At 68.2% G+C, this 12,886-nt stretch carries 13 protein-coding genes; 7 read left to right on the top strand and 6 right to left on the bottom strand.

Going from position 1 to position 12,886, the window contains the following annotated elements:
- Window positions 1–97: 97 nt before the first annotated feature.
- Both mnmE and ACSQ2G_RS08365 read right to left on the bottom strand, forming a co-directional pair.
- The gene (gene mnmE, locus ACSQ2G_RS08370; protein WP_436029902.1) at window positions 98–1,441 is read right to left on the bottom strand and encodes a tRNA uridine-5-carboxymethylaminomethyl(34) synthesis GTPase MnmE; all 1,344 of its coding nucleotides are present in this window, start codon (window positions 1,439–1,441) and stop codon (window positions 98–100) included.
- Complete coding sequence (locus ACSQ2G_RS08365; protein ID WP_310080496.1) at window positions 1,438–1,695, bottom strand: DUF6489 family protein; 258 nt, start codon at window positions 1,693–1,695, stop codon at window positions 1,438–1,440. The genes mnmE and ACSQ2G_RS08365 overlap by 4 nt, the downstream gene beginning before the upstream one ends.
- A 125-nt stretch (window positions 1,696–1,820) precedes the next feature.
- Between ACSQ2G_RS08365 and ACSQ2G_RS08360 the strand changes: the two genes are divergently transcribed.
- Window positions 1,821–2,516, top strand: a complete 696-nt coding sequence (locus ACSQ2G_RS08360) for a dienelactone hydrolase family protein (RefSeq protein WP_436029900.1) — start codon at window positions 1,821–1,823, stop codon at window positions 2,514–2,516.
- Window positions 2,517–2,521: 5 nt separating this feature from the next.
- Complete coding sequence (locus tag ACSQ2G_RS08355; RefSeq protein WP_436029899.1) at window positions 2,522–3,487, top strand: quinone oxidoreductase family protein; 966 nt, start codon at window positions 2,522–2,524, stop codon at window positions 3,485–3,487.
- A 996-nt stretch (window positions 3,488–4,483) separates the two neighbouring features.
- Here ACSQ2G_RS08355 and rho read toward each other — a convergent pair.
- The 4 genes from rho to hemE all read right to left on the bottom strand — a co-directional run bounded on the left by rho (window position 4,484) and on the right by hemE (window position 8,713).
- A complete protein-coding gene (rho, locus tag ACSQ2G_RS08350) occupies window positions 4,484–5,893 on the bottom strand; it encodes a transcription termination factor Rho (RefSeq protein WP_436029897.1) in 1,410 nt (469 codons plus the stop codon).
- A gap of 269 nt (window positions 5,894–6,162) precedes the next feature.
- Window positions 6,163–6,630, bottom strand: a complete 468-nt coding sequence (locus ACSQ2G_RS08345; protein ID WP_436029896.1) for a CopD family protein — start codon at window positions 6,628–6,630, stop codon at window positions 6,163–6,165.
- Window positions 6,627–7,679: a ferrochelatase gene (gene hemH, locus ACSQ2G_RS08340; protein ID WP_436030551.1), complete on the bottom strand. Its 1,053-nt coding sequence runs from the start codon at window positions 7,677–7,679 to the stop codon at window positions 6,627–6,629. Before hemH ends, ACSQ2G_RS08345 begins: the two co-directional genes overlap by 4 nt.
- Window positions 7,680–7,684: 5 nt before the next feature.
- Window positions 7,685–8,713 (bottom strand): uroporphyrinogen decarboxylase, encoded by a 1,029-nt coding sequence (hemE, locus tag ACSQ2G_RS08335; RefSeq protein ID WP_436029894.1) that lies wholly within the window; start codon window positions 8,711–8,713, stop codon window positions 7,685–7,687.
- Window positions 8,714–9,167: 454 nt separating this feature from the next.
- Between hemE and ACSQ2G_RS08330 the strand changes: the two genes are divergently transcribed.
- The 5 genes from ACSQ2G_RS08330 to dnaQ are packed head-to-tail and all read left to right on the top strand — an operon-like array spanning window position 9,168 to window position 12,875.
- A complete protein-coding gene (locus ACSQ2G_RS08330; protein WP_436029892.1) occupies window positions 9,168–10,070 on the top strand; it encodes a pyruvate, water dikinase regulatory protein in 903 nt (300 codons plus the stop codon).
- Window positions 10,067–10,675, top strand: a complete 609-nt coding sequence (locus tag ACSQ2G_RS08325; protein ID WP_436029890.1) for a Maf family protein — start codon at window positions 10,067–10,069, stop codon at window positions 10,673–10,675. Before ACSQ2G_RS08330 ends, ACSQ2G_RS08325 begins: the two co-directional genes overlap by 4 nt.
- Window positions 10,672–11,529, top strand: coding sequence for a shikimate dehydrogenase (gene aroE, locus ACSQ2G_RS08320; protein WP_436029888.1), 858 nt, complete (start codon window positions 10,672–10,674; stop codon window positions 11,527–11,529). The genes ACSQ2G_RS08325 and aroE overlap by 4 nt, the downstream gene beginning before the upstream one ends.
- Entirely contained in the window at window positions 11,526–12,149 is a 624-nt protein-coding gene (gene coaE / locus ACSQ2G_RS08315; RefSeq protein WP_436029886.1) for a dephospho-CoA kinase, read from the top strand. Before aroE ends, coaE begins: the two co-directional genes overlap by 4 nt.
- Before the next feature lie 6 nt (window positions 12,150–12,155).
- Window positions 12,156–12,875 carry a DNA polymerase III subunit epsilon gene (gene dnaQ / locus ACSQ2G_RS08310; protein WP_436029884.1) on the top strand — a complete coding sequence of 240 codons (720 nt, stop codon included), beginning with the start codon at window positions 12,156–12,158 and terminating at the stop codon, window positions 12,873–12,875.
- The last annotated feature ends 11 nt before the right edge of the window (window positions 12,876–12,886 follow it).

Genomic DNA, 12,886 nt, shown 5'->3' with positions numbered 1-12,886 from the left:
CGATCGGCGAGTCGGTCTGGCGTGTTTCACGTGAAACAGCGACCAGACATCTGTGGTCAGCCTGTGGATGTTTCAAGCCGGTGTTTCACGTGAAACATCACTTGCCGATACAGAAGCTTGAAAACACGCGATCCAACACATCCTCTGGGTCGATCCGCCCGGTGATCCGCGACAAGGTCCGGGCGGCGAGCCGAACGTCCTCGGCGGCCAGCTCGACCTCCAGTCCGACGTCCGAAAGGGTCCGCTGAATATAGGACCGGGCCTCCACGAGGCTTTCCGCGTGGCGAATCCGCGTCGCCGCCGGGAATTCGGCCCCGGACAGGGCCTCCTCCACGTGGGACGTCAAAGCCGCCCTCGCCTCTTCCGCCCCGCCCGGCTTGCGGGCGGCCAGTTCGACCACCTTCAGGCCCTGGGCCGCAAGAACCTCGCGCAATTCCTCCAGCCGATAGGCATCGACCAGGTCGATCTTGTTGACCACCGCCCAGTCGCCGGATTGCAGCGCCGACAGTTCGTTGTCTTGTTTCACGTGGAACATCGCCGCGTCGATCACCCACAGCCGCAGGTCCGCCTCCGCCGCCCAGGCGCGCGCCCGGCGGACGCCCTCGGCCTCGATGGCGTCCTCGGTCTCGCGCAAGCCCGCCGTATCGGCGAGCAGGACCTTGTAGCCGCCAAGGGTCAGAGGAACCTCGATGACGTCGCGGGTGGTGCCGGGTGTCGACGTGACGATCGCCGCGTCGCGCTCGGCCAGGGCGTTCAGTAACGTGCTCTTGCCGGCGTTGGGGGCTCCGACCAGGGCGACGCGGAAGCCATCCCGCACGCGGCGGCCGCGCGAGGCGTCGACCAGGGCGGCGGCGATCTCGGCCTCCAGGACCGCCAGTCCCGGCCGCGCCCGCGCCGCGACGTCTTCCGGCAGTTCCTCGTCCGGAAAGTCGACCGCCGCCTCCAGCATGGCCAAGGCCTGAACCAGAAGCTCGCGCCAGGCGTCGTAGCGCTGGCTCAGCGCCCCGCCCAGCTGGCCCAGGGCCTGGCGGCGCTGGGCCTCTGTCTCGGCGTCAATCAGGTCGGCCACGCCCTCGGCCTGGGTCAGGTCAAGCTTGCCGTTCTCGAAGGCGCGCCGCGTGAACTCGCCGGGCTCGGCCAGGCGCAGGCCCTCGGCGGCTAGCGCTTCGAGCAGCGCCTCGACCACGGCCCTGCCACCGTGCACGTGAAACTCCGCGGCGTCCTCGCCGGTATAGCTGGCCGGCCCCTCGAACCACAGCACCAGTGCGTCGTCCAGGGCGACCCCGCCTTGAACAAGTTGGCGCAGCGCGGCGCGGCGCGGCTTGGGCAAGTCGCCGGCCAGAGCCCTTACGGCGTCGGCCGAGCGCGGCCCGGAGATGCGGACCACCGCCACCGCCGCCCTGCCCGCACCCGTGGCCGGCGCGTAGATCGTGTCGTTCATTCGGTCTTGCCGCCCATGCCGCCGACCGCCGCCCCGGCGGCGGCTGTCATCAGCTTGCGAAACTGGTCCTGGGCCCCGGCCCCGAACGCCATCCAGTTCTTCATCAGCTCCTCGGGCGCCAGCATGGCCATGTTCGAGGTCATGCGATCCTGCATTTCCTTGACCAAATGCTCGTTCAGGGCGCTCACATCGGGCAGGCCCAGGAAGGCGCGAGCCTCCACCGGCGTGCAGTCGATCTCAATGGTCATCTTCATGATCTAGGGTTCCCTGCCGCGGAGGCACGATATTGTTATGCCCTGACCGCGTCGGCGCAGGTTAGAGCGCTTCGGTCGAAAGTCCCATCGACGCCAAAAGATCCGCCAGCGATACGGAGAGCCCCATGTCCGAGACCCTCACGATCACCACGCCCGATGGGGCCTTCTCCGCCTACGTGGCGCGGCCCTCGGCGACCTCCGCCCCGGCCATCGTCGTCATCCAGGAGATCTTCGGCGTCAACAAGGTGATGCGCGACATCTGCGACGACCTGGCCGCCCAGGGCTTCGTCGCGGTCTGCCCCGACCTGTTCTGGCGCATCGAGCCGGGCATCGACATCACCGACCAGAGCGACGCCGAATGGAAGCGGGCGTTCGAGCTCTATAACGCCTTCGACGTCGACGCCGGCGTTTCGGACATCGCCGCGACCATCGCCGCCGTTCGCGAGCTGCCCGGCGTCAACGGCAAGGTCGGGGCGGTCGGCTATTGCCTGGGCGGCCTACTGGCTTTCCTGACCGCCACCCGCACGGACGCCGACGCCACCGTCTCCTACTATGGCGTTGGGACCGAGAAACACCTGGCCGAGGCCGAGAAGCTGGCCCGTCCCCTGCTGATGCACATCGCCGAGGAGGACCAGTTCGTGCCCAAGGAGGCCCAGAAGCTGATCCTCGACGCGCTGAAGGATCATCCGCAGATCGAGATCCACACCTATCCCGGTCGCGACCATGCCTTCGCCCGGATCGGCGGGGCGCACTACGACGCGGCGGACGCCGGTACGGCCAACGCCCGCAGCCTGGCCTTCTTCAAGTCCAACCTGGGCTGACCGTCATGCTGGCCATACAAGCCGTCCGCGCCGGCGGCCCCGAGGTGCTGGAGACCATCGACATCCCCGTGCCCACGCCAGGCCCGGGCCAGGTCCTGGTCCGCCACCAGGCCGTGGGCCTGAACTTCATCGACACCTACCACCGCAGCGGCCTCTATCCGATGAAGATGCCGGCGGTCCTTGGCCTGGAAGCCGCCGGTGTCGTCGAGGCGCTGGGCGACGGCGTCACCCGCTTCAAGGCCGGGGACCGCATCGCCTATAACGGCACGCTTGGCGCCTATGCCCAGGCCGCCGTGGTTCCGGCCGACCGGGCGGTCAGGGTTCCCGACGGGGTCAGCCTGGAGACCGCAGCGGCCGTCCTGCTCAAGGGCATGACCGCCGAGTTCCTGGTCCGCCGCTGCCACAGGGTCGAACCCGGTCAGACCGTCCTGGTTCACGCGGCGGCCGGCGGCGTCGGGTCGATCCTGGTCCAGTGGGCCAAGGCCCTGAGCGCGACCGTGATCGCCACGGTCGGCTCGGAGGCGAAAGCCGCCCTCGCCCGCGGCCATGGCGCCGACCATGTCATCCTCTATGGCCAGGAGGACGTCGCGGCCAAGGTCGCGGAGATCACCGGCGGTCAGGGCGTGGCCGTGGTCTATGACGGGGTCGGCAAGGACACCTTCGAGGCCAGCCTCAAGAGCCTGGGCCGGCGCGGCGTACTGGCGACCTTCGGCAACGCCTCGGGCCCGGCGCCGGCGATCGCGCCGCTGGAGCTGGGCGCCAAGTCGCTGTTCCTGACCCGGCCGCGCCTGTTCGACTACATCGCCACGACAGCCGAACTGGACGACAGCGCCGCGGCCCTGTTCGCGGTGCTGGCGTCGGGCGCGGTGAAAATCGAGGTTGGACAGACCTTCCCCCTGTCCCAGGCCCGAGCGGCGCACGAGGCGCTGGAGGGACGGCGGACCACCGGGGCGACGCTGTTGGTTCCGTAGGTCCGGAGGTACGGCGCTCCTAAACTTCGCCCTCTCCCAGAGGGAGAGGGAGGGGCCCGCGCCGTAGGCGTGGGAGGGTGAGGGGTTACACCCTCGCAGATTCACACCAACGCCCTGCCGGCGCGCCGGCCAGCAGTGAAACCTCTCACCCTCCCACCGCTTCGCGGCGGGCCCCTCCCTCTCTCAAAGAGAGAGGGGTTCCAGGGCGCAGAGGCGAACGTCCGATAGCGACGCGTTTCACGAGGATAGACGGCGCTCTATCCCCGCCGGCGACGCAAAGAACCCCAGTCTTTCCAATGCTCTGAAAAATAATCAGCGTCACAAGTCCTCGGACCTCAAACCCGTTCCATACTGATCTCGTCTCCATCGGGGGGGAGGGCTCTTGGTACCGGCCCAAGCAGGCGATGGGGATGGAACCGAGCGGGGCCGCCTGGGCCTGGCGATCGGATCGCGGCGGGCGGCGGGGCTCAGAAGGCTCCAAGGCCCGGCGGGGGCGATGGCGGGACAGGCGGGTCGACGGGGCCGGGAGTTCAAACCGGCCTGTTCGAGGATCAGTCGGAGTCGCCGACGGCCCCTTCCGGGCGACTTTGATCCTGCCCGCCCGAGGGGAAACGTCGATCGGGATGAAATAGGCCCTCAGTCGCCGTCCCTCGAGACAAACGGTTTCGCGGAGCGGTCAGGTCTAGCCGAAACGCACACTCCAAACCCACGGTCATCCGGGCCAGGCCCGGACCGCTCCGTGCCTCCCCACTCCCTCCTTTCGGGCGATCCCGAAAGGCGACAAAGCCCTGTGTCCAGATCCTCCCCCTGTGGGGGAGGTGTCGGAGAAGCCGACGGAGGGGGGAGTGATAGGACGACGGCCAAGCCTACGATCCACGACCCCAAACCTCCCCCCACCGGCCTTCGGCCGCCTCCCCCACAGGGGGAGGAGCCAAAAAAACAAAGGGCGGCTGGATCGCTCCAGCCGCCCCTCGTGTTTCACGTGAAACACCAAGCTTAAGTGTTCATGCTCTGGAAGAAATCGCCATTGGTCTTCGACTGGCGCATCTTCTCCAGCAGGAACTCGATGGCGTCCGAAGCGCCCATCGGGTTGAGGATGCGTCGCAGGACGTAGGTCTTCTGCAGCTGGTCGCGCGGGGTGATCAGCTCTTCCTTGCGAGTGCCGGACTTCAGCACGTCGATGGCCGGGAAGATGCGCTTGTCGGCGACCTTGCGGTCCAGCACGATTTCCGAGTTGCCGGTGCCCTTGAACTCTTCGAAGATCACTTCGTCCATGCGGCTGCCGGTGTCGATCAGGGCGGTGGCGATGATCGACAGCGAACCGCCCTCCTCCACGTTGCGCGCCGCGCCGAAGAAGCGCTTGGGGCGCTGCAGGGCGTTGGCGTCGACGCCGCCGGTCAGCACCTTGCCCGACGACGGGACGGTGGTGTTGTAGGCGCGGCCCAGGCGGGTGACCGAGTCCAGCAGGATGACCACGTCGCGCTTGTGCTCGACCAGGCGCTTGGCCTTCTCGATGACCATCTCGGCCACTTGCACGTGGCGGGTCGCCGGCTCGTCGAAGGTCGAGGCGATGACCTCGCCCTTCACCGTGCGCTGCATGTCGGTGACTTCTTCCGGACGCTCGTCGATCAGCAGGACGATCAGGTAGCATTCGGGGTGGTTGGTCTCGATCGACTTGGCGATGTTCTGCAGCATCACCGTCTTGCCGACGCGCGGCGGGGCGACGATCAGGCAGCGCTGGCCCTTGCCCAGCGGCGCGACGATGTCGATGACCCGGCCCGAGCGGTCCTTGATGGTCGGATCGGGCAGTTCCATGTGCAGGCGCTCTTCAGGATAGAGCGGCGTCAGGTTGTCGAAGTGGACCTTGTGCTTGACGTTGTCCGGGCTTTCGAAATTGATCTTCGAGACGCCGGTCAGGGCGAAGTAGCGTTCACCCTCGCGCGGCGAGCGGATGGCGCCCTCGATGGTGTCGCCGGTGCGCAGGCCGAACTTGCGGATCTGCGAGGGCGACACGTAGATATCGTCCGGGCCCGGAAGATAGTTGGCCTCCGGCGAGCGCAGGAAGCCGAAGCCGTCCTGCACCACTTCCATGGTGCCCGAGCCCGAGATCTCCACGCCTTCTTCGGCGAGGGTCTTCAGGATCGCGAACATCATGTCCTGCTTGCGCATGGAGTTGGCGTTCTCGACCTCGAAGGTCTCGGCGAAGGCCAGCAGGTCGGCCGGGGACTTCTCCTTCAGCTCCTGCAGGGACATGGTCTTCAGGCCCATGGCCGCGACGGCGGCGCTGATCTCGGAGTCGTCGTCGCCGTCATCACCATTGGCGGACGGGGTCTCGGCGGCCTCGACCGTCGTGTCGACGACGGGTTCCAGCTCGAGGCCAGGTTGGTTTTCGGTTTGGTCGGTCATAGTGACACTCAACGTCGCTCGGCCCGCGAAGATGCGAGCCGGGCCTTGGTTCTAGAACGGACTCGTCGCGGTGAGGCGGCGAGCGGGTCGCGCCATGACGACGGCGCGTATCGATCGGGGGACAGACCTTCGAAGCGACAGCTCCGGGGGCGCGTCAGGACGAGCGCCGGTCCGTAGAGGCGGGAACAGGCCGCGAGGCGACATGTCTCCCGGATGGGAACCACAAGCGGCCCCGCCGGTCAAGCGAAGCCGCTGGCGACGAGGCCGGCCTAATGGCCCAGGAACTTGGTCGTCACCGACAGCACGATGACGATGGCCGCCAGGAACGGCAGCTCGTTGGTCATCCGCCAGAACTTCTCCGACCGGGTGTTGGTCCCGGCGGCGAACTGGCGGCGGGCCTTGGAGACGAAGCCGTGCCAGGCGAACAAGAAGACCAGGGCGGCGATCTTGGTCAGGGCCCAGGGCTTCAGATAGAAGTCGTGACCCAGGCGCTGGGTGTCGATCATCGCCAGCAGCAGCCCCATCAGCAGGGCCAGGATCATCGCCGGATTGATGATGATCCGCAGCGTCCGCAGCTCGGCCAGCTTGAGCACCGCGTCCATCTCCGAGCCGGGCTCGGTCTTCATGTGATAGACGAACAGTCGCGGCAGGATCAGCATGCCGGCGATCCAGGCCATGACGAAGATGATGTGCAGGCCGCGGATCAGGTCGAAGTGACCGGCCAGGAAATCCATCATGCGCAAGCTCCCTGCGTGTTCGGACATTGCGTGCGGTCAGTGTCGCAGCGCCAGGCGCAGGTCGTGACCAGCCGATCCCGGGCGCCGACCGCCGCCTGAACGGCGCGGCCCAGGCCCCGGATGAAATCGGGCGCGACGCCCAGGGCCGGGACACGGACATAGGCCGGGCAGCCCGCCTTGGCCGCGACCTCGCGATACTCGTGGTCCAGCTCGACCAGGGTCTCGATGTGCTCGGAGACGAAGGCGATCGGGGTCACGACCAGGGCCAGACCCTGCTGGCTGGCGGCGCGGATCTCGTCCTCCGTCGAGGGACCGATCCATTTCATCGGCCCGACGCGGCTCTGGTAGGTCACCCGCCAGTCCCAGCCCTCTCCGAGCCGAGCGGCCACCGCCGCGGCCGTGGCCTCGACCTGCTCCTGGTAGGGATCGCCGGCCATGATCACCTTTTCCGGCAGGCCGTGGGCCGAGAACAGCAGGCGCGCCGGACCGGGTCGTCCGGCCTTCCCGTAGGCCGCCTTGATCAGGTCGGCATGAGCCTGAACCAGATCCTCGTCCACCGGATAGCAGCAGACCGTCGAGACCCGGCCCGGACCGTCGCGGTAGGCCTGCCGCCAGGCCTTCAGCGAAGACCCCGTCGTGGTCGTCGAATATTGCGGATAGAGCGGCAGCAGCACCACCTCGTCCGGCGCGAAGGCCTTCACGGCCCTGGCGGTCTGGTCGGTCAGCGGCTTCCAGTAGCGCATGGCGATAAAGCAGCGGGCCTCGGCGTCGGGGAAACGCGCGACCAGGTCCGCCTCCAGCACCTTGGCCTGCTTCTCCGTCTCGGGCAGCAAGGGCGAGCCGCCGCCCATCAGGGCGTAGTTTTCCTTGGCCAGCTTGGCGCGGGTCCCGGCGATCAGGGCGGCGAGCGGGTAGCGCAGTAAGGCCGGCAGGCCGATGATCGCCGGATCGCGGAACAGGTTGAACAGGAACGGGCGCACCGCGCCCGGACCGTCCGGGCCGCCCAGATTGAACAGGACGACGGCGATCTTGCGCCTCTTTCCCGTCAGGCTGGTCACTTGCCGGTGACCCGCGCCAGCACCGCCTCGACATGGGCGATCGGCGTGTCGGGCAGGATGCCGTGACCCAGGTTGAAGATGTAGGGTCCCTGCCCCCACTGTTCCAGCAGTTGGTCGACCCGCGCCAGCAGGGCGTCGCCGCCGGCCCGCAGCAGCAGCGGGTCGAGCGCGCCCTGGATGGCCTTGGTCTTCTGGATCGCCTGGCCCAGCGCGGCCGAGGCCTGGGTGTCCAGCGCCACGCCCTGAACGGGCGCGACCCTGGCATAGGTCTCGACCAGGGTTCCGGCCCCGCGGGGGAAGCCGATCACGGGCGTCGTCACGCCCCGGGCCCGCAGGCCCTCGACGATGGCGGTATGCGGCCGAGTCACCAGGCGCTCGAACAGCGGCTCGGACAAGCCCTCGGCCCAGCTCTCGAACAGCTTCAACACCTGGGCGCCGGACGCCGCCTGCATGGCCAGGTAGTCGATCGTCGCGTCGACCAGCACCTGGATCAAGGCGTCCAGCTTGTCGGCGTTCTGGTAGGCGAAGGTGCGCGCGCCGGAGCGGTCGCTGGAGCCGCCCTCGATCATGTAGGTCGCCACGGTCCACGGCGCGCCGGCGAAACCGATCAGGGTCCGCTCGGGTTCCAGGGCCGAGCGAACGCGGCTCAGCGTCTCGCCCACCGCGCCCAGCGCCTGGCCGGCCTGGCCGGTCAGCTCGCGCATCGACTCGATCGACGGCAACTCGCCCAGCTTGGGGCCCTCGCCCGCCTCGAACCACACCTTCTGGCCCAGGGCCTGGGGGATCAGCAGGATGTCGGCGAAGACGATGGCCGCGTCGTAGGAGAACCGCCGCATCGGCTGCAGGGTCACCTCGGCGGCCTTTTCCGGGTTCAGGCAGAAATCGATGAAGGTCGGCTCGGTCGCCCGGACCGCCCGATACTCCGGCAGGTACCGACCGGCCTGGCGCATGAACCAGACGGGCGGGTGTTCGGCCGTATGGCCGTCCAGGACGGAAAGGAGCTTGGGCTTTTCGAGCAAGGTCATGCTGGCCTTAAATCCCGTCAGGGCCGTGGGCTCAAGCCCGTATCGCCCCGGAGGCCTTCTTCCCTTCTTCCTTCATTCTTTAAGAAGATTTTAAGGAAGATTGTAGGAGATGGTGAGCAAGTGCCTAACGGGGAAAACCCGTTTGCGACGCTGCCTGTCACCTGCCCGTCACAGAACCATCCAAGCTCGGTCCACATGTGGGCGCGAGCCTGTGAACTTTGGGGATAGCCCGCTAGAGCTTCGAAATTCCTAATGAAACGTTAAGATGGTGAACCGCGCCGTAACCATGAGCGTTCGCTCATCCCCGGTCTGGGGGAATCGAATTCGCACGGGCTGTGAAGACGATCCGAGACTGGGGATTGTCCGCGATCAACGCGACCGTTTAACACAGGGGCAGTTCGACGCACCGTAACGAGCCGGGATTCACCCCCGCTCATCCCCAGGGGCCAGGCCAGTGGTTAAGCAACCGTTAACGGATGATCCACAGGAAGCTGGCGCCCTCGAGGGTGAAAGGACCGCGCCGCGCTTCGCGACCTACTTCCACATCCATCTGGTGTCGGACTCCACGGGTGAGACCCTGAACGCCATGGCCCGGGCGGTTTGCGCCCGGTTCACCGACATCCTGCCGATCGAACACATCTACGCCCTGGTGCGGTCCACGCGCCAGCTGGACCGAGCTCTGGAGGAGATCGCCGGGGCGCCGGGCGTGGTCATGCACACGATCATCGACCCCAACCTGCGCACGGCGCTGGAGGAAGGTTGTCGGCGGCTGGAGATGCCCTGCATCGCCGCCCTCGACCCGGTGGTCAGCGCCATGTCGCGCTATCTGGGCGCGCGGATCTCGACCCGGGTCGGGGCTCAGCACGCCCTGAACAACGACTATTTCGACCGCATCGAGGCGCTGGACTACGCCATCGCCCATGACGACGGCCAGGGCGGCCAGGACCTGACCCAGGCCGACGTCATCCTGGTGGGGGTGTCGCGCACCTCCAAGACCCCGACCTGCATCTATCTGGCCCACCGCGGCGTTCGGGCCGCCAACGTGCCGCTGGTGCCGGGCCGCCCGCCGCCCGACGAGCTGTTCACCCTGAAGAACACCCTGATCGTCGGCCTGATGACCTCGCCCGAGCGGCTGATCCAGATCCGCCGCAACCGCCTGCTGTCGCTGAAGGAAAGCCGAGAGAGCGACTATATCGACACTGACGCCGTGCGGCAGGAGATCATCGCCGCCCGCCGGCTGTTCGAGCGCCAGGGCTGGCCGATCATCGACGTCACCCGCCGGTCGGTCGAGGAGACGGCGGCGGCGATCATCAACCTGCTGTCGGGCGGCCGCGGCCAGGTCGAGGTGCTGGGATGACCGCCTCACTCCGCACCCCCGTCACCCTGGCGTCCAGGAGCGCGGCCCGCCAGGCGATCCTGCGCCACGCCGGCGTGACTTTCGAGGCGGTCGGCTCGGGCGTTGACGAGGACGCCGCCAAGGCCGGCCTGCTGGCCGAGGGCGCCTCGCCGCGCGAGGTCGCCGACGCCCTGGCCGAGCTGAAGGCGTTCAAGGTCTCGACCAAGCGTCCGGGCCTGGTGATCGGCTCGGACCAGACCCTGGACCTGGACGGCGTGCTGTTCGACAAGGTCGATACGGTCGAGGCCGCCCGCGAGCGGCTGCTCCAGCTGCGCGGCAAGGTCCACAAGCTGCACTCGGCCGTGGTCGTGGCCCGCGACGGCCAACCGATCTGGCGGGTGGTCGAGACCACGAAACTGTCGGTCCGCAACTTCAGCGACGCCTGGCTGGACGGTTATCTGGCGCGCAACGCCCCCGACGTCCTGTCCTCGGTCGGCTGCTACTTCCTCGAGGGCGAGGGCGTGCAGATGTTCGACCGCATCGACGGCGACTATTTCGCCATCCTGGGCCTGCCGGTCGTCGGCCTGTTCGATTTCCTGCGTCTGCATGGAGCCCTCGAGACATGAGCGTGACGGGTGCGGCCATTGTGGCGGGCGTGTGCGGCCAGCCGATCCGCCATTCGATGAGCCCGGTGATCCACAACGCCTGGATCGCCGCGGCCGGGCTGAACGCCGCGTACGTGCCGTTCGCCCCGGGCGAGGACAATTTCGAGACCTTCGTCGAGGGCCTGCGCGGCGGGGCGATCCGCGGCCTCAACGTCACCATTCCTTTCAAGGAGCAGGCCCTGGCCTGCGCCGACCGCTGCAGCGACCTGGCCAAGCTGGCCGGCGCCGCCAACCTGCTGGTGTTCGAGGCCGACGGGACGATCACCGCCGACAATACCGACGGCCCGGGCCTGCTGGACGCCGTCGCCGTCCAGGCGCCGGGCTTCGACCTGGCCGCCTCGCCGGCGGTGATCCTGGGAGCCGGCGGCGCGGCCCGGGGCGCGGCCGCCGCCCTGGCCCTGGCCGGCGCGCCCCGCGTCAGCCTCGTCAACCGCACCTTCGCGCGGGCCGAGGCTATCGCCCGCTCGATCGGCGGCGTGGTCGAGGCCGCGTCGGACAATGAGCTCGACGCCCTGCTGACCCAGGCCGGCCTGGTGATCAACGCCACCTCGCTAGGGCTGGGCGGCGGCGCCGGTCCCGCCGCCCGCCTGGAGCTGACGCCGCAAACCGCCGTGGTGGTCGACATGGTGTACAAGCCGCTGCGTACCGAGTTCCTGCGCCGGGCCGAGGCGGCCGGTCGCCGCACCGTGGACGGGCTGGAGATGCTGCTGCGCCAGGCGGTTCCCAGTTTCGAGGCCTTCTTCGGCGTCGCGCCGCCGGCCGGGGTCGACGTTCGGGCCTTGGCCCTGGCCCAACTGAGCGAGGCGGCCCGATGATCGTCGTCGGCCTGACCGGTTCGATCGGCATGGGCAAGTCGACGACGGCCCAGATGTTCGTCGACGAGGGCGTGCCGGTCTATGATTCCGACGCGGCGGTGCATGCGCTCTACGCCAGCGGCGGAGCGGCGGTCGCCCCGGTAGAGGCGGCCTTTCCCGGCGTGGTGGTCGACGGGGCCATCGACCGCGCCCGGCTCAGCGCGGCGGTGATGGGAAATTCCGAAGCCTTGGCGGTGCTGGAATCGATCGTCCACCCGCTGGTCGGCGCCCACCGGATCGGCTTCTTCGAGGACGCCCGGGCCCAGGGGGCCGACATCGTCGTGCTCGACATCCCCCTGCTCTATGAGACCGGCGGCGAGAGGAAGGTGGACGAGGTGGTCGTCGTCTCCGCCCCCGCCGACCTGCAGCGCCAGCGGGTGCTGGCGCGGCCAGGCATGGATCCGGCCAAGTTCGAGGCCATCCTGGCCCGCCAGACGCCGGACGCCGAGAAGCGCGCCCGGGCCGACTTCGTCATCGACACCGGCCAGGGTCTGGACGCCGCTCGCGACCAGGTCCGCGACATCCTGACTCGCCTGCGAGCCCCGGCCGCGCTTGAAGGCGGCGACGAACAGGGTCATTGAAAGCCGATGGCGCGGGAAATCATCCTCGATACCGAAACCACCGGTTTCGACCCCAAGACCGGCGACCGCCTGGTCGAAATCGGCTGCATCGAGGTGGTCGACTTCATGCCCACGGGCCGGTCGTTCCACGAATATTGCGATCCCCTGCGCGACATGCCGGCCGAGGCCCAGAAGGTGCACGGCCTGTCGTCGGAGTTCCTGACCGGCAAGCCCAAGTTCCACGAGATCGCCGACCGCTTCCTGGAGTTCGTCGGCGACAGCCCGGTGATCGCCCACAACGCCGCCTTCGACCGCAGCTTCGTCAATTTCGAGCTGGAGAAGTGCAATCGCGGCCCGCTGCCGGAAAGCCGCTGGGTCGACACCCTGGCCATGGCCAAGAAGCGCTTTCCGGGTATGTACAACTCGCTCGACGCGCTGTGCAAACGCTTCAAGATCAGCCTCGACAGCCGCGACAAGCACGGGGCCCTGATCGACGCCCACCTGCTGGCCGAGGTCTATCTGGAGCTGCAGGGCGGCAAGGAGCGGGCGCTGGAGCTGACGGCGGTGGTCGCCGTCAACGCCATCTCCGCCGCCCGCCAAGGTTCGTACGGCGCCCGCCCCCGGCCCTTGGCCCCGCGCTCGACCGAGGAAGAACGCCAGATCCACACCGCGTTCGTGCGCAAGAACCTCAAGGACAAGGCCGTCTGGATCCAGTTCGGCGTGGGCGTGGTGGTCGCGGAAGGCTGAGTTCGGTCGCG

The organism is Caulobacter sp. LjRoot300, from assembly GCF_964253875.1.
Classification (GTDB): Bacteria; Pseudomonadota; Alphaproteobacteria; order Caulobacterales; family Caulobacteraceae; genus Caulobacter.
Note: the sequence above shows the minus strand (reverse complement) of the source record. Positions and strands in the feature narration are given on the sequence as shown.